General features: G+C 45.0%; 13 protein-coding genes. 10 read left to right on the forward strand and 3 right to left on the reverse strand.

What is annotated here, in order from left to right:
• Window positions 1-159 precede the first annotated feature (159 nt).
• From BHV72_RS13110 to BHV72_RS13120, 3 genes are all read left to right on the forward strand, one after another.
• Entirely contained in the window at window positions 160-2,664 is a 2,505-nt protein-coding gene (locus tag BHV72_RS13110; RefSeq protein ID WP_286856134.1) for an endonuclease MutS2, read from the forward strand.
• Window positions 2,665-2,766: 102 nt separating this feature from the next.
• On the forward strand, window positions 2,767-3,819 hold the full coding sequence (gene corA / locus BHV72_RS13115; protein WP_005677627.1) for a magnesium/cobalt transporter CorA: 1,053 nt from the start codon (window positions 2,767-2,769) through the stop codon (window positions 3,817-3,819).
• A 17-nt stretch (window positions 3,820-3,836) separates the two neighbouring features.
• The gene (locus BHV72_RS13120) at window positions 3,837-5,045 is read left to right on the forward strand and encodes an L-serine ammonia-lyase (protein ID WP_286856135.1); all 1,209 of its coding nucleotides are present in this window, start codon (window positions 3,837-3,839) and stop codon (window positions 5,043-5,045) included.
• Window positions 5,046-5,161: 116 nt separating this feature from the next.
• Here the strand turns inward: BHV72_RS13120 and BHV72_RS13125 are convergent, their stop codons facing one another.
• The 3 genes from BHV72_RS13125 to BHV72_RS13135 all read right to left on the reverse strand — a co-directional run bounded on the left by BHV72_RS13125 (window position 5,162) and on the right by BHV72_RS13135 (window position 6,967).
• Window positions 5,162-5,665 carry a PepSY-like domain-containing protein gene (locus BHV72_RS13125; RefSeq protein ID WP_005677625.1) on the reverse strand — a complete coding sequence of 168 codons (504 nt, stop codon included), beginning with the start codon at window positions 5,663-5,665 and terminating at the stop codon, window positions 5,162-5,164.
• Between the two features lie 45 nt (window positions 5,666-5,710).
• The gene (locus BHV72_RS13130; protein WP_005680368.1) at window positions 5,711-6,157 is read right to left on the reverse strand and encodes a PepSY-like domain-containing protein; all 447 of its coding nucleotides are present in this window, start codon (window positions 6,155-6,157) and stop codon (window positions 5,711-5,713) included.
• Between the two features lie 261 nt (window positions 6,158-6,418).
• Window positions 6,419-6,967, reverse strand: a complete 549-nt coding sequence (locus tag BHV72_RS13135) for a DUF4738 domain-containing protein (RefSeq protein WP_005677623.1) — start codon at window positions 6,965-6,967, stop codon at window positions 6,419-6,421.
• A gap of 147 nt (window positions 6,968-7,114) precedes the next feature.
• Here BHV72_RS13135 and BHV72_RS13140 point away from each other — a divergent pair, with 147 nt between their 5' ends.
• The 7 genes from BHV72_RS13140 to galB all read left to right on the forward strand — a co-directional run bounded on the left by BHV72_RS13140 (window position 7,115) and on the right by galB (window position 23,826).
• Window positions 7,115-10,660, forward strand: coding sequence for a two-component regulator propeller domain-containing protein (locus tag BHV72_RS13140; RefSeq protein WP_022042055.1), 3,546 nt, complete (start codon window positions 7,115-7,117; stop codon window positions 10,658-10,660).
• A 570-nt stretch (window positions 10,661-11,230) separates the two neighbouring features.
• Complete coding sequence (locus BHV72_RS13145; RefSeq protein WP_286856136.1) at window positions 11,231-13,837, forward strand: glycoside hydrolase 5 family protein; 2,607 nt, start codon at window positions 11,231-11,233, stop codon at window positions 13,835-13,837.
• Between the two features lie 69 nt (window positions 13,838-13,906).
• Window positions 13,907-16,882, forward strand: a complete 2,976-nt coding sequence (locus tag BHV72_RS13150) for a SusC/RagA family TonB-linked outer membrane protein (protein WP_286856137.1) — start codon at window positions 13,907-13,909, stop codon at window positions 16,880-16,882.
• Window positions 16,883-16,905: 23 nt separating this feature from the next.
• Window positions 16,906-18,483 (forward strand): RagB/SusD family nutrient uptake outer membrane protein, encoded by a 1,578-nt coding sequence (locus BHV72_RS13155; protein WP_286856138.1) that lies wholly within the window; start codon window positions 16,906-16,908, stop codon window positions 18,481-18,483.
• A gap of 23 nt (window positions 18,484-18,506) precedes the next feature.
• Window positions 18,507-20,270, forward strand: a complete 1,764-nt coding sequence (locus tag BHV72_RS13160; protein ID WP_286856139.1) for a DUF5114 domain-containing protein — start codon at window positions 18,507-18,509, stop codon at window positions 20,268-20,270.
• Window positions 20,271-20,283: 13 nt separating this feature from the next.
• The gene (locus tag BHV72_RS13165; protein ID WP_286856140.1) at window positions 20,284-21,378 is read left to right on the forward strand and encodes a glycoside hydrolase family 53 protein; all 1,095 of its coding nucleotides are present in this window, start codon (window positions 20,284-20,286) and stop codon (window positions 21,376-21,378) included.
• Window positions 21,379-23,826, forward strand: a complete 2,448-nt coding sequence (gene galB, locus BHV72_RS13170) for a beta-galactosidase GalB (protein WP_217298763.1) — start codon at window positions 21,379-21,381, stop codon at window positions 23,824-23,826.
• Window positions 23,827-23,953: the final 127 nt, after the last annotated feature.

A 23,953-nucleotide genomic window follows, 5' to 3' on the forward strand; every position in this document is an offset into this window, starting at 1 on the left:
GCAATCGACCACTCTGCCACCTCTCCAAAACTCCTTTATCAGAAGTGCTTTCCGTTGAAAGCGGTGCAAAGGTACGAATCATTTTTAAATCTGCAAACAATCTGACACTTTTTTCGTGAATTAATCGTATTTTTGTGCCCAGTTATAAGGAATAAAGATATGATATACCCTCAAAATTTTGAGCAAAAGACAGGATTCGACCAGATAAGGCAGTTACTGAAAGACAAGTGTCTTAGCACTTTAGGCGAAGAAAAAGTTTCAGACATGGGCTTTTCCGAACAATATGAAGTAGTAGAAGAGAATTTAAACCAGGTAACCGAGTTTGTTCGCATCATTCAAGAAGAGGACGGATTTCCCGACCAATTTTTTTTCGATGTCCGCCCTTCACTGAAACGGGTACGGATAGAAGGAATGTATCTGGACGAACAGGAATTATTCGACTTGCGCCGTTCACTAGAGACCATTCGTGATATCGTCCGTTTCCTGCATCGGAACAATGAAGACGAAGAAGAAAGTGATAGCCCCTACCCCAGTCTGAAACGACTGGCGGGAGACATTGCCGTATTCCCCCAATTGATTGGAAAAATAGACGGTATCCTCAATAAATATGGAAAGATAAAAGATAATGCTTCTACAGAACTGGCTCGTATCCGCAGAGAATTAGCCAATACAATGGGAAGTATTTCCCGCTCGTTGAACAGTATTCTGCGCAGTGCGCAATCCGAAGGATATGTAGATAAGGACGTAGCCCCTACCATGCGCGACGGTCGCCTGGTTATCCCTGTCGCTCCGGGCCTCAAACGTAAGATTAAAGGAATCGTCCACGATGAATCGGCAAGCGGAAAAACCGTATTTATCGAACCGGCGGAGGTTGTAGAAGCAAACAACCGCGTCCGCGAACTCGAAGGAGACGAAAGACGGGAAATTATCCGTATCCTGACGGAATTCTCCAATGTGTTGCGCCCGTCTATTCCGGAGATACTCCAGTCGTATGAATTTTTGGCAGAAATTGATTTTATCCGTGCGAAAAGTTATTTCGCCATACAGACCAACAGTCTGAAACCCGCCATAGAAAATGAACAGTTACTGGACTGGACTATGGCCGTACATCCCTTGTTACAACTGTCGCTAGCCAAGCATGGGAAAAAGGTCGTACCTTTGGACATAGAATTAAACAAGAAACAGCGTATTCTCATTATCTCCGGTCCGAATGCCGGAGGTAAATCAGTCTGTCTGAAAACGGTAGGCTTATTGCAATATATGTTACAATGCGGCATGTTGATTCCGATGCACGAACGCAGTCATGCAGGTATATTCAGCAGCATTTTCATAGATATCGGTGATGAACAGTCTATCGAAGACGATTTGAGTACCTACTCCTCTCACCTCACCAATATGAAGATAATGATGAAAAGTTGCAATGAACGTAGCCTCATCCTGATTGATGAGTTCGGAGGAGGTACGGAGCCGCAGATTGGAGGTGCCATTGCCGAAGCTGTACTGAAACGTTTCAACCAGAAAAGGACTTTCGGAGTGATTACCACCCACTACCAGAATCTGAAGCATTTTGCAGAAGACCATGAAGGCGTAGTCAACGGCGCCATGCTTTACGACCGCCATTTAATGCAGGCACTCTTCCAATTGCAGATCGGTAACCCGGGAAGCTCCTTTGCTGTAGAGATCGCACGGAAAATCGGATTGCCGGAAGATGTAATCGCTGACGCCTCGGAAATTGTAGGGAGCGAGTACATCAATGCCGACAAATATCTTCAGGATATCGTGCGCGACAAACGTTACTGGGAAGGGAAACGCCAAACGATCCGCCAACGGGAGAAGCACATGGAAGAAACGATCGCCCGCTATCAGACTGAAATGGAAGAACTGCAAAAATCACGGAAAGAGATTATCCGGCAGGCTAAAGAGGAAGCGGAACGAATGTTACAGGAATCGAATGCCCGTATTGAAAATACGATCCGTACCATTAAAGAGGCACAGGCAGAAAAAGAAAAGACCCGCATGGCCCGTCAGGAGCTGACTGACTTCCGTACTTCTTTGGATGCATTGGCTTCCAAGGAACAAGAAGAAAAAATGGCTCGGAAAATGGAGAAACTGAAAGAGAAACAGGAACGGAAGAAGAATAAAAAGAACGAGCAGAAAGCGGCAAGTTCCTCAACAACCGCTACTCCTAAAGTGGCTCCTATCTCCGTTGGCGAAAATGTGAAAATTAAAGGCCAGACCAGCGTCGGGCAGGTAATGGAAATCAGTGGCAAGAATGCAATCGTCGCCTTCGGAAGTATCAAGACAACCGTCAAGTTGGACCGTCTCGAACGCTCCAACGCGGCCCCCAAGACGGAAAGCATGGCCAAAAGTACCTTTGTCAGCAGCCAGACACATGACCAGATGTACGAAAAGAAACTTAGTTTCAAACAAGATATCGATGTGCGTGGGATGCGCGGAGACGAAGCGTTGCAAGCAGTCACTTATTTTATTGACGATGCCATATTGGTCGGCATGGACCGTGTACGTATTCTTCACGGAACAGGAACAGGAATCCTTCGTACACTCATCCGCCAATATCTGTCCACCGTACCGAGTATCCGCCATTATGCCGACGAGCATGTGCAGTTCGGAGGTGCCGGAATCACAGTAGTAGATTTTGATTGACCCGGATATAAGACATATTGTAAACAAAACGTCGCAAGAACTTGTTCTCATTTAGAAAACCACTACCTTTGTTGCGGTGGTTTTCTAAAACGAGAATAAAGCATGAAAAATAACCTATTAAGCGAAAAGCTCATTTACACAGGGGACAGCCTTACTCCTACCCACATTCATCTCTGCACCTACAATGCCACTGAGATGCAGGAAAGCTCCGGCGACACCTTCCAATCCGTCAAAGCAACATTAGACAGTGCGCGAATCAACTGGTTGCAAGTGCATGGTTTAAAAGATACGGAAACAATCCGCGAGATTTGCGCTCATTTTGAAATAGACTTCCTTGTTTTGCAGGATATCCTGAACGCAGACCACCCGACTAAAATCGAAGAACATGATAAATATATCGTTCTCATCCTGAAATTATTCTATCCCAACACCCATAAGGAGGAAAACGAACTGGACGAACTGCTCCAACAGCAAGTCTGTGTCATTCTGGGAAGCAACTATGTGCTAACCTTTCTCGAACAGGAAACCGACTTCTTCGATGATATTAACGCTGCCTTACGCAATGATGTACTGAAAATACGTAGCCGTCAGACGGATTATTTGCTCAGTGTACTGCTGAACAGTATAATGACCAATTACATCTCAACAATTTCTTCTATCGACGATGCCCTCGAAGATCTTGAAGAGGAGTTGCTGACTATCACCGACGAAAATGATATAGGTATCCAGATCCAGTCACTCCGGCGTCAATATATGCTGATGAAGAAATCCATTCTTCCCCTGAAGGAACAATACGTAAAACTGTTACGGGCGGAAAACCTGCTTATCCATAAAGTAAACCGTGCGTTCTTCAATGACGTGAATGACCATTTACAGTTCGTTCTCCAGACTATTGAAATCTGCCGTGAAACGCTTTCTTCATTAGTCGATCTATATATATCCAACAATGACTTACGCATGAACGACATCATGAAACGTCTGACCATTGTATCCACTATCTTCATCCCTCTCACCTTTTTAGTCGGAGTATGGGGAATGAATTACAAATGGATGCCGGAGCTTGATTGGCGATACGGATATTTATTTGCATGGATTTTAATGGGAGTTATCGGTATTGTTGTATATTTGTATTTTAGAAAAAAGAAATGGTATTAATTAAGCACACATAACTCATGAAATCAATTAAAGAGCTATATCGAATCGGTACTGGTCCTTCCAGCAGTCACACAATGGGTCCACGCAAAGCTGCAGAAATGTTCGTAGAACGTCATCCGGATGCAGCCTCTTTCAAAGTAACACTCTATGGAAGTCTCGCCGCTACCGGAAAAGGGCACATGACGGATGTAGCCATTATAGACACACTCAAAACTACCGCCCCGGTAGAAATCATCTGGCAACCGAAAGTCTTTCTTCCTTTCCACCCGAACGGAATGACATTTGCCGCTTTCGACGCCAACAACAAGATTCAGGAGAATTGGACAGTTTATAGTATCGGCGGAGGCGCACTAGCTGAAAACAACAGCAATCCGACAATTGAAAGTCCTGAAGTATATGGGATGAACAGTATGACGGAAATTCTGGAATGGTGCGAACGTACCGGAAAGAGTTACTGGGAATATATGAAAGAGTGCGAGAATGAAGATATCTGGGATTACCTCGCTGAAGTATGGGATACAATGAAAGAAGCCATCCACCGCGGACTGGAAGCGGAAGGAGTGCTCCCCGGCCCATTGAACCTGCGACGGAAAGCTTCTACCTATTATATACGTGCTACCGGATACAAACAGTCCCTTCAATCGAGAGGACTCGTATTCTCTTATGCACTGGCGGTAAGCGAGGAGAACGCTTCGGGGGGAAAGATAGTAACTGCCCCCACCTGTGGTTCCTGCGGTGTCATGCCTGCCGTACTTTATCACCTGCAAAAGAGCCGTGATTTTAGCGATATGCGTATTTTGCGTGCATTGGCTACTGCCGGACTGATCGGAAACATCGTCAAATTCAATGCGTCTATCTCCGGCGCGGAAGTAGGTTGCCAAGGTGAAGTAGGCGTTGCCTGTGCCATGGCATCGGCAGCAGCCAACCAATTATTCGGAGGTAGTCCGGCACAAATTGAATATGCAGCAGAAATGGGATTGGAACATCACTTGGGTATGACTTGCGACCCTGTATGCGGATTGGTACAGATTCCCTGCATCGAACGGAATGCCTACGCTGCCGCCCGCGCACTCGACGCAAATCTTTATTCCGCCTTTACGGACGGTATGCATCGTGTATCTTTCGACAAGGTAGTGCAAGTGATGAAACAAACCGGACATGACCTTCCCTCACTCTACAAAGAGACGAGTGAAGGAGGATTGGCCAAAGATTACCAGCAAATGTAAACCTACAATTATAGTGACGCTATCTTATCGGAAGACCGTCACTATACTAACAAAAGAGTGACGCTATCCTGACAAGATACCGTCACTCTTTCCATTTCAGTTAAATGGATAAGAAATTATTCAGCCGGAGGCCAAATCGTATCATCCCCATTACTGATATCCTTTTCGTGCAGCAATCCACCATCCTGCGAGAAAACCAGTGAATAGCGCCGGCTTCCCTGCTTCACCTGAATGACAGATTCCGTAGGATTCTGCGGATAAACGAGTACATAGACATCGGTCACCACCCAAGAACTGTATTTGGTATTATTGAAAGCAGTATATACAGCCGGAACTAAACTATCTATACTTTCCAGTTCATTTTCTGTCATCAGCCAATTCGCATTCCCGTCAAACCAGACTTCCAGTTCGTCATCGGCCACCCAGCAATCGGCCACATAATACACATCTTTCATTTCCCATTCTATATTCTGAGCTGCCGGATATAATTGTTTCAAGGCTTCCGTAATATTGGAAGGCGGATTGAAAGCCGGATCATCATCTTCATCGGAACAGGCACCGAATGAAAGGGCAGCCAACATCAGAACCACCGCCCAGGCGCCAAACTTAAATCTCAACATAGTTACTTTTTTGGTTCAGGTTTATTATTATACTATCACTTATACTTAATCGTCCGCTTTAACAAACTTCCCTTTCTTGTCAAACTTGAAAGAGACGCCTGTGGACAATTCAACTTCATATCCCTTACGGTCACGCTCCACTTTCGTCACTCCTTCAGCAGCAAAATTATGTGCTTTCAGATAATCAACGGCAAAGTTCGGAACAATACTTGCAGGAATCACCTGTCCTTTTCGGGCACTTACTTCTTCCCAGTTTCCCTTGCTGTCGAATTCTATTTCCGTACCGTCTGTCAGTAACACCTCATATTTGGTAGCCTCCAGCATTTCCTTATCAATCTTGATATGAGACACTTCGGGTTTAGTAAAATGACGGTTAATAAAATTGCGTGCCGGAAGCGGTAACTGATTCATGTCTTTAGTTATCACATCAGCAGCCCATGAAAATTGTACGGCAACAATAGCCAACACGAGTAAAGATAGAATTTTCTTCATAATCATTATTTTTTTAACGTTAATACTATACTTTATTTTATACAGCAAATAACGATACAGATTTAGGAAAGATTTGGGAATAACCGAAGAACAGTCTTTTTTTGTGTTCTTTAACTTTCAGTCCTCGGTATACAAATAAAAACAGGACAGCAAATTTATCAACGGTACAAAAATATGAAAGGCAACCTTTTTCGGTTGCCTTTCGTTTGTCTCAAATGTTTTCACATTTGTGCTATTCTACTAAAAAGCCTGTTCACAGGCTTAATCGGGTGTTTCTTCTTCATACGCGTCTTCCAGCATATCAACTTTCTGAATACTCATCTTTCCGTCGGCGGTTATCGTTATGGAAAGCGGGACATACAAATCCGTCTGCGGATAGCAGACACTCGCTGCATATACAATGCCTTGCGGAGTTGTTTTATCATATACGATTCCTTCGAGCACGGACTTTGCCAGAAAGTCGGCATCCACTACCGAAGAAAAATCATTCTTGGTGAAGGTCTTGTTGAACACTGATTCACCGCCGCGCGTCAGACGCAGCACGATTTTATTATCCATATACGTATCCCCCATTTCATTGGTAACATGAGGCAGGCTCTCGTCCGGTGTACGGGAAACGAAAGAACGATAATCCTTCCCTTTGAATTTGATGTCTATTTCACTTTTAGAAGTCTGCATCCGTTGTATTCCACGGGCGTCTACGCTATCCTGCGTTGCCAATACCGACTCCTTTTTCGAGTTTACTTTACCGCCACAAGCAGTCACAGCCACAACCAGCGGCAACAAAAGCAGATAAATAAGCTTTTTCATCCTGAAGTTTTCTGTTTATAAATAGACGACAAAGGAACAAAAAGACGGTGAGATTTACAAGAGTAACCGGCATTTTTCCTACATTTGCAATAAAGAACAAAGTTATTTGCAATAATTACTGATTTAAAAACCTGCAAACCTGACAATATGTGCCAACGAATGATAACGATTCTTTTTCTTGTCTGTGCATTCTGTATAGGCGGCAGTGCATACGGGCAGAAAGTGAATTATCAACAATTCGAGAATATCTACCTCGGTGCCGAAGCATCGGTCATCAGTTGCTTCCTGCAAGACAGCGAAGGGTTGATATGGATAGGTTCCAACAAAGGGTTATTCAGTTACGACGGATATTCCACACAGCAGCACTTCACTTATGGAGAACGCAATAACACGCGCATTTACTGCGGAATAATAGCAGACAATACTTATTTATATTTAGGGACAGATAACGGAATCCTCGTCTACAACTACCGGACGGACAAATACGAACAACCGGAAACGGATTTCCCGACAGATGTACGGACAATGGCGCTTCAAGGAGACACCTTATGGATAGGTTCGTTGAACGGTCTGTATACGTATCAACTCAACACAAAGAAACTGGCTTCACTCGACAGTAAGAGCAACGGACTTCCCCATCACACTATTTATTCTATCATCCGCACAACGGACAATCAGATATATGTAGGCACCTACAATGGTTTATGCCGATATATAGAGGAAAGCGGAAAGTTTGAAAATATCCCGTTGCCCGTCAACCGGAGCGTGAGCAATCTCTTTGTCAACTCTTTGTTGGAAGATACGTCCCGCCAATGTATCTGGATCGGAATGGAAGGATCTCTTTTCCAATATACTCCGGCCACGGGACTAATGAAACCGATAGATGCCTTCCACAACAATTCCATTAAATCACTGGCTTTGGACGGGGATGGAAATTTATTAGCGGGTACCGATAACGGACTTTATGTTTACCAGAACGATAATGGGACACTGCAACACATCGTACACGACTCCCGCAATATCCAGTCGCTAACCAACAATATTATCTGGAATATATTTGCCGATCAGGAACAGAACATCTGGCTGGGAACGGATTACGGCATCTCCCTTTCACGCTACAACAGTGCATTGCAATTCATTCCTATCTCGCAAATCACGGGTACAGGAGACGGAAACCAGTTTTATTCCCTGTTCCGGGATTCCAAAGGGTTCTACTGGTTCGGAGGAACTAACGGAGTCATCCGTTTTACCAACCCCACCGGTAACAAGCACGACGCTGTCTGGTACAGAATGGGAGATAAGCACCATCCGTTGTCCCACAACCGTATCCGACACATCTACGAAGACAGAGAACAACAACTCTGGATAGCCACGGACGGCAGTATTAACCGTTACGACTACAAGACTCACCAATTTGTACACTACAACATCGTAGACAGCACAGGAACAAACAACACCAACTGGGCTTATTACCTGTTTGAAGACACCGACGGAAAACTCTGGATAGCAACCTGCCTCGGAGGTATTTTTGTAGTAGACAAACAAAAACTGGTACAATCTTCCGGCGGAACCTACATAGCCGAGCAGAACTATTCCACTCGCAACGGCCTGTCAGGAATGTTCATCAACCAAATTGTTCCCGATGCGGAAGGTAATGTATGGGTATTGCTCTACAACAGCAAAGGAATAGACAAAATCAATCCGCGCACGCAGCAAGTAACCAAATTGTTTGCCGAAGAGTTGAGCGGTGAAAAGAGCCCGAATTATCTCCTACGAGATGAGGACGGTATGCTCTGGGTAGGATTTCACGGTGGGGTCATGCGCATCAATCCCCAAGATTCCGGTCAGCAAAGTATTACCTTCGGCAGCTTCAGTAACAATGAAATTCTGTCTATGACTTCCGTAAAAGAGCATATCTGGATTTCTACAACCAACGGGCTTTGGATTGTCGACCGGAAAACAATGGATGCACGCCAACAGAACATGACAGACAAGCGTTTCACAAGTCTTTTCTTTGACCCGAAAGACGAAAACATCTATTTGGGAGGTGCGGACGGATTCGGTATTTCCCGGCCGGACATACAGGCTATGAATCAACCGGAACGCCCGATCCTGCTGACTGCTTTATATATCAACAACCAGTTGATGTCTCCGCACACCGGAGAAAGCATACCTAATATCCGTTATACGAACTCTATCGAACTGGCATATAACCAGAATAATCTGGCTTTCGAACTTTCCGACCTCCCCTATTCGCTAGAGGAAAAGCATGAATTTGTCTATCGGCTGGAGGGAATGGACAAAGAATGGAATTTCCTGAAATCGAATACAAACCGCATTACATACAGCAACCTCAACTACGGAGATTATCAATTAATTATCAGTAAGGTGGAAAAGAGTGGCCACCCGTCCGAACATCCTTATATTTTGAATATCAAGATCCTGCCTCCGTGGTATTATACGGTTTGGGCAAAGGTGATTTATGTTCTTTTGTTCCTCAGCCTCATCATCTGGACAATCAATTTCTTCCGCGTCAAGAACCGGTTGAAAATGGAACGTATGGAGAAAGAGAAGATTCTGGAACAGTCACGCCAGAAAATGGCTTTCTTCAGCAACCTGTCCAATGAGCTAAAGACACCGCTTAGCCGGATTATTGCACCCGTGAGCCAGCTGCTCCCTGCGACGGAGGAAGCGCACGAGAAACAGACATTGGAAGAAGTGCAACGCAATGCGATGAAGATTAATTCGCTGATTCATCAGGTGCTCAACTTCAACCGTATAGAAGATAACGAAGATTCACTACTAATACTGTCGCGTATCGAACTTGTGTCATTCAGCCACAGTCTGTTCTCCGTCTACGAAGAAGACAAGCGGCTGACTTTCCTTTTCGAGACAAACAAAGCGAAGATTTATGCCGATATGGACGCTATCAAACTGGGAGTGATACTAGACAGTCTGCTTTCAAATGCAGTGAAATTCACTCCGGACGGCGGCAGTATCCGGTTGTCTCTTTTCTATCGCGAAGAAACCGGCTTAGTGGATATCTGTGTATCGGACACAGGATCGGGAATCCCGCCGCGGGACATTCCTTACATCTTCCAACGTTTTTTCCAATCCCCCCACTCCGGTAATAAGGAAGGTACGGGTATCGGGCTTTATCTGGTAAAAACTTACACAGAACTGCACGGCGGACACATCACCGGCGTCACCTCCGAAGAAGGAAAAGGGACTTCCGTCGGATTGAATATTCCCGTCATAGCAGTGGAGGAAGAGGAAATCCCCGCGACACAGGAGAAGAAGCGACTGGAATCGTTGCCCGTACTCAAACCGATTGAAGCGGAATCGCAGGACGAGAAATTCCTGTCGAATATAATTCGCCTGATTGAAGACCATCTTTCGGAGTCGGAACTGAATGTGAATGCTCTTTGTGAATTATCCGGTATCAGTAACAAACAGATTTACCGGAAAATTAAGCAATTGACCGGAATGTCTCCCGTAGAATACATCAAGTCAATCCGGATGAAAAAGGCTGCCATGTTATTGCAGCAAAAGAAGTTCACCGTTGCCGAAGTAATGTATATGGTGGGCTTCTCCAACCATTCTTATTTTTCCAAATGTTTTCAGGCTGAGTTCGGAAAAACGCCGAAGCAATATATGCAGCCTGCTGTTGACGAAGAAAATCACAATAAATAAAGCACTTGCGGGTGAGGATGAGGCATTAATTGCTGTGTTTTTACCTTTCATCATGTAGCGCTTTGTCCATTGCAACCTATCATCTTTCTTCCGGTCTATTGTTAGATAAATCCTGTTGCATTAGAAGTTAACTTTTTCCGGTCTAACGGTTAAGTTGTTTTTGATAGTATATAAACTATAAACGCAAGTTCTAATTATATAAACGCAAGCTTCATTTTTATAAATGCAAGTTGCGTTTATAAAAATGAAGCTTGCGTTTATAGTTTGCAGCAGACGGAAAGAAAATTTGCCGTTAGACCGGAGAAAATTTGTAAAGGAGGGAAAGAAATTTATCTATAAGTAGATTGCATGGAAGAACGGTAACAACCAGTTCATATTCTACGGTTATTCTGTGCAAGAGGTGAAATAGACGAACCTCATAAAAGCACATATTGGAACTAATTATGGCCTAATCGCGGCTGAAAAGCACCTTTCGTCCTATTTTTATCCTTATATGTCCAATCTGTGCTTTCATCAAATCAGCACCTATCTTATCTTTGCCGGTATAAATAACCCGCCAAATTTGATAGCATGAAAAGACAGTTTATTCTTACCTTTATTTGTCTGTTGTTTACCTTCACCGGTATGCAGGGGAAAGTAACTACACCTATAATATATATAGATGGAAACGGAGTGATGCGCTGGAGCGACACCCACGAAGAGGCCTCTTTCTTCGGAGTAAACTACACCCTGCCTTTTGCCCATGCCTACCGCGCACTCGGCTATTTGGGAGTCGACCGCAAAGCTGCCATAGATAAAGATGTATATCATCTCTCCCGCTTGGGACTGAATGCTTACCGTATTCATCTATGGGACGTGGAGCTGACAGACGGGCAAGGTAATCTCCTTGAAAACGAGCATATTGACCTCATGGATTATCTAATTGCCAAACTTAAGGAGCGCAATATCCATATTGTCATCACCGCACAGACTAACTTCGGAAACGGATACCCCGAACGGAATATACAAACCGGCGGTTTCTCTTATAAATATGATAAATGCGATATGCATTCTAATCCGGAAGCGATTGCCGCACAGGAAACTTATCTCCGCGACTTGGTGAAACATACTAATCCTTATACAGGACTGGCTTATAAAGACGATCCTTCTATCGTAGGTTTTGAGATCAATAACGAACCCTGCCATTCCGGTACGAAAGAAGAAGTAAAAGCCTACATCAACCGTATGCTGAAATCAATGAGCAAGGCGGGAAACCGTAAACCAGTATTTTATAATGTAAGTCACAACGGATATGTGGCAGAAGCCTATTATGAAACGACTGTTCAGGGAACTACCTATCAATGGTATCCTATCGGGCTCGTATCCGGACAAACACAACAAGGGAATTTCCTTCCTTACGTAGACCGTTATGACATTCCTTTCGCCGGAAAAGTGAAAGAATTCAATAAGAAAGCACGGATGATTTATGAATTCGATCCGGCGGATATTATGTACTCTTATATGTATCCGGCCATGGTAAGGACTTTCCGCACGGCCGGTTTCCAATGGATTACGCAGTTTGCTTATGACCCGATAGACCTTGCGTTCGCCAATACGGAGTATCAGACTCATTTTCTGAATCTTGCCTATACTCCGAATAAGGCTATCAGCATGAAAATTGCCGCCGAAGCTGCACGGAGTTTGAAAAGAGGAGAATCGTATGGGAGTTATCCTCAGGATACCATATTCGGTAATGGCTTTCGCGTCAGCTATGCGGAAGATTTAAGCGAGTTGAATAATGGAGAGAAGTTTTATTACTCTAATCAGACACATACACCACCCAAAGATGCATCAAAGCTGGTTTCAATCGCCGGATGCGGAAGCTCGCCGATAGTGGACTATGAAGGTACGGGAGCTTATTTCATTGATTGCCTTGAATCAGGAGTATGGCGACTCGAAGTAATGCCGGATGCGGTAGTAGTCAATGACCCTTTTGCCAAGCCGTCACTCAAAAAAGAAGTAGTCAGCATTATCTACGGTACTTGGGATATGGCATTACGAATTCCGGATTTGGGCAAAGTGTTTACTCTCACAGCTCTCGACAAGAAGAACGACCGGAAAGAAGAAACAGTGACGAATGGAGTGATTTGCGACCTTCGTCCGGGGGTTTACCTGTTGAAACGAAACGGTTGTACCCCGCAACAGAACTGGAAAGCTGATTCACGTTGGAATTCGATTCGTATCGGAGAGTTTGTAGCTCCCACTCCCCGTACTATGGATTATAAGGTCACTCATACTCCGGCAAGCATTGCCGAAGCAGGCAAAGCATTGATTATTAATGCGCAAGTAGCAGGAAGCGTTTTTCCGGATTCTGTCATTATATACACGGATAAGGTGTCTTTTTGGAACGAGCATAACCCGTATATAAAGATGAAACGTACAAGCGGCTATACATATCAGGCTATCCTGCCCGCTGCAGATATAAAGGAAGATTGTTTCAAGTATAACATCATCGTCTGCCGGGGCGACAGCACCCATACTTATCCCGCCGGAAATTCCGTCACCGGAAGTTCCTCGGGAATCCAAGGAAGTCCATTGGACTGGAACTATACTTCCGATTTCTACTGGACTACACGTGTTGTCGCTTCTGGTAGTGCGATACAACTACTGAAAGTAACGGATACAGATAGCCGGATAGAAGCATATACACTTCCTGAATGGAACGACCTGCAACGTACCTTACTTGATTCTTCTCCGACTGAGAAGCCGTTGCTCCGGTTCTGTTTCACACCGAAAGGAAAAAATCCGCAACACTTCCTCCGCGCATTCGTAAAAGATGAAATCGAAGGAAGAAAAGATAAAGTGAAAAGTTGCACTACGCTCTGTATTCGTGTAAATAGAAACAAACCTCTTCCGCAAGGACTCAGCGCATGTTTTGTCACTTCGGACGGATATACCTACAAAAGTCTCTGCCCTGCTCCGTCAGCAGAAGGCATTGTACGGATTCCTCTGAAAGAACTGCGTCTAACGGATACCGCATTGTTGCCCATAGCTTATCCGACATTCCTGAAACAGTATTTCCACCCGGAGACGGTAATTCCTTTCCGACCGGAGAAGATAGAGAAACTGGAACTGTCAATGCCTGGAACCGGCAAACCAACCGTAGAGATTGAACTTGGAGACGTGTGGCTGGAATAGCCGGATATGTTCACCCAGCGTCCCAAACAATAATAATACAATAAATCTATTATCAATAACACATTAATTATGAACAGGAATATCTTAAATCTACGCCAACTGACTGTACTCCTTATATTGTGTACAGCCTTTTTAGGAGGTATCATTCCTGCCTTTGCCCAACAGGGCGGCAAGAAAATCACCGGACAAGTGATTGATGAGAACAAAGAACCGATGATCGGAGTAAGTATCCTCATCGTGGGCACTTCTACCGGTACGGTTACCGACTTTGACGGTAACTACACATTGAACGTACCGCAGGGCAACAAAGAGTTGCAATTCTCTTATGTGGGATATGAGACTAAAATAGTTGCCCTTCCTACAAGCGGCTCTGTACTGAACGTACAGATGAAAAGTGATTCACAGGTATTGAGTGATGTAGTTGTTATCGGATATGGAACGCAACGAAAAAGCGACCTGACCGGTTCGGTAACAAACGTCAGCAGCAAAGACTTCAATATGGGACTGGTCAGCTCTCCCGAGCAACTGATTAACGGAAAAATCTCCGGCGTGCAGATTATGTCCAATAGTGGTTCGCCTACGGCGGGAAGTACCATCCGTGTGCGTGGCGGTGCCTCACTGAATGCCAGCAACGACCCGTTGATTGTTTTGGACGGTGTTCCTTTGGAACAGGGTGGTATCAGCGGGAACGACGGAAACTTTCTGAGCCTCATCAACCCGAACGACATTGAAAGTATGACCATTCTGAAAGATGCTTCTTCCACCGCTATCTACGGTTCGCGTGCATCCAACGGGGTAATCCTTATCACTACCAAGAAAGGGACTTCGGACAAACTGCAAATCACATTCAGCACTACCAACTCCATTCAGACACGCACCAAACTGGCGGATATGTTAAGCTACGACCAATTTGTCAACACGATTCGGACACAAGGAACTTCTGCCCAGCAAGCTCTGTTGGGAACAGCCCACACGAACTGGAACGATGAGATCTATCAGAATGCTTTCGGTACGGATAATAATCTGAGCGTCTCCGGAAAGATTGCCAAGAACTGGCCGTTCCGTGTGTCGGTAGGTTATTATAACCAAAGCGGTCTGCTACGCACTGATAATGCGGAACGCTATACGGGAAGCATTATGCTGACTCCCTCTTTCTTCAAAGACCACCTGAAGCTGAATATTAACGCCAAGGGTTCTATCAACAACAATACATTCGGCAATACAGACGCTATCTGGGCAGCCGCTACCATGAACCCGACCATTCCCGTTTATTCAGGACTGGATACCTTCGGCGGATACACGGAAGCGACAGACAACACAGGCGCCCCTGTCAACGGCGCCGTAATGAACCCCGTAGGACTTATCAAGATGAATGATTCTCAAAGTAACGTAAGGCGTTTTATCGGAAATGTCGATGCGGATTACCGTGTTCACTTCTTCCCCGATCTGAAACTGCACGCTACACTGGGCTATGACTACGCACAAGGTAAAGGTAGCGTATATGTTCCGGCAGAAGCGGCACAGAACTACAATACTTCCGGTCTGGATTACAGCTACGGCCCCGAAAAGAAGGAGAACCGTCTACTTACCTTATATGCCAATTACAACAAGCTCGTCGAATCTATCAAGAGTAGCTTTGACGTGACAGCCGGTTACGACTATCAGTACTGGAAATCGACTACACCGCTTTATAGCGAAATGAACACGTTGGGAGAGATACAAAAGACATCCAAAGCGAAGGATGAGCGCCACGTGTTGCTCTCCTACTACGGCCGTCTGAATTATTCTTTCGATTCACGCTATATGCTGACTACGACTATCCGCCGGGACGCCACTTCCCGTTTCGCCAAGAATGTACGTTGGGGTACTTTCCCTTCGGTAGCTTTAGGCTGGAGAGTGACAGAAGAATCTTTCCTGAAAGACAATAAAGTATTGAGTAACTTGAAGCTCCGTGCCAGCTATGGTGTGACCGGACAGCAGGACGGTATCGGCAATTATAATTACCTGCCTATCTACACTCAAAGCCAAAACGGTGCGGAAGCCAGCATGGGTAACGGATACATTCATACCTACCGTCCCAGTTCCTATGTGCCCGATTTGAAATGGGAAACAACTACTTCCTGGAACGTCGGATTCGACTTCGGCTTCCTGAAAGACCGCATTACAGGTAGCTTCGACTACTACACCCGCCAAACAAAGGACTTGATTGCCACGGTTCCCGCCGCAGCCGGGACGACCTTCGATCGTAATATCACTACAAACGTAGGAAATGTAGACAGTCAGGGTATCGAATTCAGCATAAACGCAACCCCTGTTCAAACTAAAGACTGGAACTGGGATATCAGTTTCAATATGACATGGCAAAAGATGAAAGTAAAGAACCTGTCTCTCGTAGCCGGTGCTGCCGCAACTAATACTTCGGTCGGCCCTTATATTGACAGCTATCAGGTACAGACGTTGACCGAAGGATATGCCCCCTATATGTTCTACGTCTATCACCAGCTCTATGACGAAAAAACCGGGAAGCCCGTAGAAGGCGCTTATGTAGACCTTAACGGAGACGGAGAAATCAATACGGAAGATTTATACCGTTACCACTCTCCCGCTCCTGACTATATCCTCGGTTTCAGCACTTCCCTACGCTGGAAGAAATGGACGTTGAGCACCAGCCTGCGTGCCAATATCGGTAACTATGTTTACAATGCTATGGCTATGAATGCCGGAGCCTGGGAAACAGTGAGCTACAACTCTTATCAGTTGAACAACCTGTCGCGTAGTTATCTGAAAACCGGCTTCAAGTCCCGCCAATACTTGTCCGATTACTATGTGGAGAATGCTTCTTTCCTGAAAATGGATAATCTGTCATTGAACTATAACTTCGGGCAGATTTGTAAAGGATGCAGCTTGAATGTCAGTGCAATGGTTCAGAATGTATTCTGTATCACGAAATACAGTGGTGTAGACCCGGAAGTCCCCAACGGAGTGGATAATTCCTTCTACCCCCGCCCACGTACATTCTCACTTAACGTAGGTTTCAACTTCTAATTACTTTTAAAAACAAGCGAATCATGAAAAAGATATTATATACAGCTTTCTATTTTTGCAGCGCATTGCTGTTGAGTTCCTGTATAGGCGATTTGGACCAATATCCGCATGAAGACGAAACATCTTCCACGATCTACACAAGTGCCGATAACTATAAAGCCGTTTTAGGGAAAATATACGCTGCTATGGTAACCACCGGTCAGGAAAAGGGCGGTGATCCGGATTTGAGCAGTAACAGCGGTCAGGATTATATGCGTTGCTTCTTCAATCTACAAGAATGTGGAACAGATGAAGTAGCTTCTACCTGGCTGTCGGGTGATAACGTTACCGGTCTGACTTACTTGAGCTGGGACGCCAATGACCCTTGGGTATCGGATATGTACTATCGTATTTATTACAACATTGCATTATGTAACGAATTTCTTCGTAATGCTACGGATGAGAGCATTGCCCGGTTTACGGAACAGGAACAGACTGAAATTCGCCATTACCGTGCCGAAGCCCGTTTCATGCGTGCCTTGTTCTATTATCATGCAATGGATTTGTTCCGCAACATCCCGTTTGTAACAGAGAACGACCCGACTGTCGGCTATCTGCCACCACGCTACACGGCTGCACAAGTTTTCAGCTATATTGAATCGGAACTGACAAGTATCACAAGCGATATGCTCGACAGAGCCAACTGTCCTTACGGACGGGCTTCCCGGGGAGCTGCTTATACCTTATTGGCCAAGCTGTATCTGAACGCGGAAGTTTACATCAATACACCGAAATATACCGAATGTATCAGTGCTTGTAAAGAGGTTATCAAGCAAGGGTATTCATTGGAAGATGATTACAACAAGTTATTCAACGCTGATAACGATAAACGTACTGCTAACGAAATCATCTTCACTTTGCCGGTAGACGCTACGCATACCGTTTCGTGGGGCTCTTCCACTTATATTGTCTGTGGTGCGGTTAGTAATACTTCGGATTTGCAGAAGCCGGAAGATTACGGAGTGAAAAGCGGTTGGGGTATGTTCCGTGTACGCGGAGAAATCCCCTCCCTGTTTACCGGAGAAGAAGATAAACGGGCCATGTTTTTCACTGATGGGCAAACACTGAACCTGGATAAGATTGACGACCAAAGTAACGGTTACTTTGTAGAGAAATGGACGAACCTGACGGATGCAGGAGAAACAGCTTCCAATACCGCAGACGGTGGCGTAAACACGGATTATCCTTTGTTCCGCCTGGCAGATGTATATCTGATGATAGCAGAAGCCTTTGTACGAGGTGGAAGCGGAACAACAGCAACGGAAGTTGTCGGTTATATCAACCAAATCCAAGAAAGAGCATACGGTGACGACAGCAATAATAAAAACGCAAGCCAAATCAATCTATCGTTTATTTTGGACGAACGCGCCCGCGAACTTTATTGGGAAGGACATCGCCGTACCGATTTAATCCGCTACGGAGTATTCACTACCAATGGTTACTTATGGCAATGGAAAGGCGGAGTAAAAGAAGGAACAGCGGTAAACAGCCGGTACAATATTTACCCGATACCGACTACCGAGTTAACCGCCAATCCGAACCTATACAATGAAAACTATTAATCATGCTTATTCGATACAACAATATGAAAAAAATAAATACCCTGTTGGCTTTACTCTCCGCACTCCTTTTATTAGGAGCGTGTGAGAAAGACGGAGAGAAATTCTATCTCTCCAGCCCGGTGGAGAGTGACTTAATCGCTTCTACCAATGCCGTTGTACTGACGGAAGCTACTGCCAAGCTTTACGCATTATCCCTTGCCTGGAGCGACCAGACATTGCAAATCAGCGACCCGAGATATCAAGCGACCAGCGGCATTCAAACTACCGTACAAGTATCCCGGTCTGAAGATTTTTCAGGCAGCATTATCGAATCTACGGAAAACGGAGTATCCAAAAGTTATACAGTCGCCGCTCTGAACATCATTGCTTACAAACTAAATGCACCGGCTGAAGAAGCCGCTCCTCTTTATTTCCGACTGGCAGGAAGCAATGGCAGTAACATCGCTCCTGTATATAGCAATACAGTGGCAGTCACAGTGACTCCTTATCCTATTGATATGCATTACGCCAGCATTATCAACAAGGGTAGCGGTCAAGATTCCGGTCAGGATTTCTATTCGGCAAATGCTGACGGACAATATAGCGGATTCTTCGGGGCAGCGGCTTGGGAAGGCATTTACGTACAGGAAGCAGACGGAACAACCTGGCATACAGCCCAATCCGGCGGAGTAGGAACTCCATTCTTGTTGACAACAGACGCAGCGGAAGGAACATGGGATATGTGGTTCCCCGGTCAGTCGGGATGTTATTTCGTGAATGTAAATACCGCCCAGAAACAATGGAACGCCTTACTGATACCCGAACTGAATGTAAGCGGCATAGAAGGTATCAATATGCAATACAGCCGTACAGATAACCAATGGAAAGGTGTATTTACGGGTACGGAAGGTACGAATATCAACATTCAACTTCAAGGAACAGGTAAGTTTTACAACAATACCAGTGTCAGCGGTTCCGATAATGCCATTGACGATACAAAAGCCAAAGATACCCCATTTGCTTTCGGTGGAACTGCCGGACAACTGACATTCAGTACAGGTGAGACTGCAACAGCCGGAAATATAACGGTAAGTGTTCCGGCTACGGGAGAATGTACGCTGGTTATTGACCTTAATAATCCCGAACAATGGACTGTTAGCGTTACGGAAGGTGGAAGTAGTGAACCTACTTATCCTTCTTATCTGGAAATGCAGGGTGTAGGAAACATGGATGGAAAGGGCTGGTTAGCTACATTAAACCCTGTTTACGACAATAGCGGCGAACATCACGGAAGTTATCAAGGTGTTTACCAAATGACTAATGGTTGGGATAATTTTAAGATTGTAGACCAAACAGCCAGTATCTGGTATGGATGCGACTCCAACGATGAATACAAACTGGCGGACGGTGGACAGAATATCTGGTTCCACCAGGAAGAATGTCGTACTTTCATTGTCACAGCCAGTCTGGCCGACATGACTTGGGGAGCAACAGAAATAACCCAAATCAATGTCTGTGGTGAGTTTAACAATTGGGATTTAAACAAAGATTTGATGACATACGATGAAACAAACAAAGTTTGGAAAGCCACCGTTATCATTGATAATCTGGGCAATAACTACGGTTTCTACTTCCTGCTTAATAATGCAGAAAACGGTTTGGTATGGAACTGGGCATTAAAGGGAAATAAAGAAAAACTATACTTGACCGACAGTAATGGAAGCGGAAGTATTGTTCCTGCTGAAACCGGTACTTATGCAATTACCCTTGACATTGCTTCCCTAACATTTACTATGGATAAACAATAATCAACAGAACATTATGAAACGATTTAAACAGATTCTATTCATAGCTTCCGCCCTACTTGGCGGAAGCCTTTTCACCGCTTGCAGCGATGACAATGACACACCGGTCTTCCCGGAAAAGGAAGAAGTAACTTATGATATGTCAGGTTTCGCCAGAGGAGCCGATGTCAGCTGGTTAACGGAAATGGAAAGTTCCGGATATAAGTTCTATACTGCCGAAGAAAAAGAACAGGAATGTATGTCCCTATTACGTGATTTAGGAATGAATGCCATTCGCCTGCGTGTATGGGTAAATCCGGAGAATGACACTGATGATGTGAGAGGTTGGTGTAACAAAGGAGATGTATTGCTCAAAGCATGGAGAGCCCATAACTTGGGCTACCGTATCATGATTGACTTTCATTACAGCGACCGTTGGGCTGATCCTTCACAGCAAGCTAAACCCCAAGCATGGGCAGATTACTCCGTAGAGCAATTGAAGCAAGCTATCGCCGACCATACGAAAGATGTACTCAGTACATTGAAAGAGAAAGGTATTGACGTGGAATGGGTACAAGTGGGTAACGAAACACATCAAGGAATGTTGTTCCCTACCGGACAAACTACAAGTGAAGAAGGAAGGGTTAATTTCGCATCATTTGTCACAGCGGGTTACGATGCTGTAAAAGAAGTCTATCCGGAAGCCAAAGTTATTGTTCATCTTGACCAAGGAAATAATGCCAGCCTGTACAATAGGATCTTCGGCTACTTACACGAAAACAATGCCAAATGGGACATCATCGGTATGTCACTTTATCCGGACATATCAACCGAAGACGCACACACACCGGACGACTGGGAAGCGATGAATAATGATTGTATCGCCAATATGAAAGCGTTAATAGCCAAATACAATACTCCGGTAATGATGTGTGAAATCGGTATTAGTTGGGATTACGAAGAAGCGGAAGCCTTCTATACAGACTTCGTTACCAAAGCCAAACAAGTAGACCAATGTCTGGGAGTATTTACCTGGGAACCTCAATGTTACGGTAACTGGAAAGGTTATAGTAAAGGGATGTTCGATGACAGTGGCAAACCCACCAATTCATTTAATGCTTTTAAGAGATAAATGAACATGAAACACCAAAAACAGTTAGCAACTGCACTTTTGTTGGCAGCTGCTTGCAGCCTGCAAGCACAGCGTAGCGAGACATTGCTCGAAAAGAACTGGAAATTCAGCAAAGGAGATATCAAAGAGGCCAGTCAGCCGGAGTTTAATGACACCCAATGGGAATCAGTCGTCCTTCCACATGACTGGGCTATCTTTGGTCCTTTCGATATGAACAATGATCTTCAGAATGTGGCCATCACACAAAATTTTGAGGAAAAGGCGTCTTTGAAAACAGGACGCACAGGGGGACTGCCTTATGTAGGTTCCGGCTGGTACCGTACTAGTTTTGATACTCCCGCCGACAAAGAAGTGACTCTGCTCTTTGACGGTGCTATGAGTGAAGCCCGCGTTTATGTGAATGGTAAGGAGGCTTGTTTCTGGCCCTTCGGTTACAATTCTTTCCATTGCAATGTCACTCCTTTCCTGAACAAAAACGGAAAGAGCAATACACTGGCCGTACGGCTGGAAAACCGTCCGCAATCTTCACGCTGGTATCCGGGAGCGGGCTTGTACCGCAATGTACACCTGATTGTTACTGATAGAATCCACGTGCCTGTATGGGGAACACAGATTACGACTCCTCATGTCAGTAAAGAATTTGCAGCCGTACGCCTGCAAACGAGGATAGACAATGCCGGTGAAAAAACACAAATCCGCATGGAGACGGAAATTCTTTCCCCAGACGGAAAGGTGGTTACCCGCAAAGAAAATACCGGCCGTATCAATCACGGACAGCCGTTTGAACAGAACTTCATCGTAAATGCACCTGAACTCTGGTCGCCGGAAAGCCCGTCGCTCTACAAAGCGGTTTCTAAAATCTATGCAGATAATAAGTTGGTAGATACCTATACGACCCGCTTCGGTATCCGCAGTATTGAATTTATCGCCGATAAAGGTTTCTACCTGAACGGAGAACACCGGAAATTCCAGGGTGTATGTAATCATCATGATTTAGGTCCGTTGGGAGCAGCTATCAATGTAGCGGCACTCCGCCATCAACTTACTCTTTTGAAGGATATGGGTTGTGATGCTATCCGTACATCGCATAATATGCCGGCTCCGGAACTCGTTGAATTATGTGATGAAATGGGATTTATGATGATGATTGAACCGTTTGACGAATGGGATATTGCCAAATGCGACAACGGTTATCACCGTTATTTCAACGAATGGGCAGAACGCGATATGATAAATATGCTTCATAATTACCGCAACAATCCTTGTGTAGTGATGTGGAGTATCGGTAATGAAGTACCTACTCAATGCAGTCCTGTCGGTTATAAAGTGGCCAAGTTCTTGCAGGATATCTGCCACCGTGAAGACCCTACCCGTCCCGTGACTTGCGGTATGGATCAAGTGTCTTGTGTGCTTGCCAACGGCTTTGCAGCCATGATTGACATTCCGGGACTTAATTATCGCACACAGCGTTATAAAGAATCTTACGACCAGCTTCCGCAGAACTTGATTCTTGGTAGCGAGACGGCTTCCACTGTCAGTTCACGCGGAGTCTACAAATTTCCGGTAGAAGAAAAGAAAGGTGCCAAATACGAAGACCACCAATGTTCTTCGTATGACGTGGAAGCATGTCCGTGGTCGAATATCCCGGATGAAGATTTCGCCTTAGCCGATGATAACCACTGGACTATCGGACAATTCGTATGGACAGGATTCGATTATTTGGGCGAACCTTCACCATATGATGTCAATTCATGGCCGAATCATAGTTCTATGTTTGGTATTATCGACCTTGCCAGTATCCCTAAGGACCGTTATTATCTCTACCGTAGCGTATGGAACAAAAATGCAGAAACACTACATATCCTTCCTCATTGGACTTGGCCGGGACGCGAAGGTGAAGTGACCCCGGTATTCGTATATACCAACTATCCTACTGCCGAACTGTTTATCAACGGAAAAAGCTACGGTAAACAAAGCAAGAATAACAGTTCTTTAAAGAGCCGTTACCGCTTAATGTGGATGGATGCCGTATACGAACCGGGCGAAGTAAAAGTTGTAGCCTACAATAAGGACGGAAAAGCAGTAGCGGAAAAGACAGTACGCACTGCCGGAAAGCCTCATCATATCGAACTGGTCAGCAACCGCAACGAACTGACAGCCGATGGAAAAGACCTCGCCTACGTCACTGTGAAAGTGGTAGACAAAGATGGTAACCTCTGTCCTACCGATAGCCGCCTGATTCACTTCTCCGTAAAAGGAGCCGGTAAGTTCCGGGCTGTTGCTAACGGCGACCCTACCAATCTGGAACAATTCCACCTTCCGAAGATGCACGCTTTCCATGGAATGTTGACAGCGATTGTACAGGCAGGAGAGATTGCCGGAGATCTTGTACTGACTGCCAAGGCAAGTGGAGTGAAAACCGGAACAGTCCATCTTCAGGCAAAATAAAAGGGTAGAATTATAAGAAATAGAGAAATCCATCCTACCCTATACTATTATTTAGGCACAGATTACCCTGTTGCTTTATGCAATCATAGTTCTAAAACCGTATAATCTGTGCCTAAAATATTAAAGT

Origin of the sequence: Bacteroides sp. 43_46, assembly GCF_001915455.1 — a bacterium.
GTDB classification, from domain to species: Bacteria; Bacteroidota; Bacteroidia; order Bacteroidales; family Bacteroidaceae; genus Bacteroides; species Bacteroides caccae.

What these genes read in the sequence shown, in the direction of transcription:
- BHV72_RS13110 (WP_286856134.1), top strand. Translation starts at nt 160, where the DNA reads ATGATATACCCTCAAAATTTTGAGCAAAAGACAGGATTCGACCAGATA.
- corA (WP_005677627.1), top strand. Translation starts at nt 2,767, where the DNA reads ATGAAAAATAACCTATTAAGCGAAAAGCTCATTTACACAGGGGACAGC.
- BHV72_RS13120 (WP_286856135.1), top strand. Translation starts at nt 3,837, where the DNA reads ATGAAATCAATTAAAGAGCTATATCGAATCGGTACTGGTCCTTCCAGC.
- BHV72_RS13125 (WP_005677625.1), bottom strand. Translation starts at nt 5,665, where the DNA reads ATGTTGAGATTTAAGTTTGGCGCCTGGGCGGTGGTTCTGATGTTGGCT.
- BHV72_RS13130 (WP_005680368.1), bottom strand. Translation starts at nt 6,157, where the DNA reads ATGAAGAAAATTCTATCTTTACTCGTGTTGGCTATTGTTGCCGTACAA.
- BHV72_RS13135 (WP_005677623.1), bottom strand. Translation starts at nt 6,967, where the DNA reads ATGAAAAAGCTTATTTATCTGCTTTTGTTGCCGCTGGTTGTGGCTGTG.
- BHV72_RS13140 (WP_022042055.1), top strand. Translation starts at nt 7,115, where the DNA reads ATGTGCCAACGAATGATAACGATTCTTTTTCTTGTCTGTGCATTCTGT.
- BHV72_RS13145 (WP_286856136.1), top strand. Translation starts at nt 11,231, where the DNA reads ATGAAAAGACAGTTTATTCTTACCTTTATTTGTCTGTTGTTTACCTTC.
- BHV72_RS13150 (WP_286856137.1), top strand. Translation starts at nt 13,907, where the DNA reads ATGAACAGGAATATCTTAAATCTACGCCAACTGACTGTACTCCTTATA.
- BHV72_RS13155 (WP_286856138.1), top strand. Translation starts at nt 16,906, where the DNA reads ATGAAAAAGATATTATATACAGCTTTCTATTTTTGCAGCGCATTGCTG.
- BHV72_RS13160 (WP_286856139.1), top strand. Translation starts at nt 18,507, where the DNA reads ATGAAAAAAATAAATACCCTGTTGGCTTTACTCTCCGCACTCCTTTTA.
- BHV72_RS13165 (WP_286856140.1), top strand. Translation starts at nt 20,284, where the DNA reads ATGAAACGATTTAAACAGATTCTATTCATAGCTTCCGCCCTACTTGGC.
- galB (WP_217298763.1), top strand. Translation starts at nt 21,379, where the DNA reads ATGAACATGAAACACCAAAAACAGTTAGCAACTGCACTTTTGTTGGCA.